We start from the raw sequence: 269 nt of genomic DNA on the forward strand, positions 1-269 counted from the left end.
CCACAGCTCAGCGACAAACCCTCCGAGGGTCGGCCCAAGTCCTGCACCAAGCAGGATCGAACCCTGGTAAAAACTCATCATCCGCCCTCGACTTTCCTGAGTGCTGATGTCGGCCAACATCACCATAGCGGCGGTTGTATCGGGCCGTCTGACAGGCGATATGGCAGGGCGAGTCTTGCGTAAACGATCATAGCAACAAGCTTATTTTTGGTAAGCGTGTCTTATTGAGCGGTTGTCAAGTCTTGTAATTGCCTTACGACATGAATCTT

General features: G+C 52.0%; 1 pseudogene. It reads right to left on the minus strand.

The window, feature by feature from the left end:
- Positions 1-126: pseudogene (locus tag EZM41_RS14380) on the minus strand (MFS transporter); the annotation flags it as partial.
- Positions 127-269: the final 143 nt, after the last annotated feature.

Source organism: Acetomicrobium sp. S15 = DSM 107314 (assembly GCF_016125955.1).
Lineage (GTDB): Bacteria > Synergistota > Synergistia > Synergistales > Thermosynergistaceae > Thermosynergistes > Thermosynergistes pyruvativorans.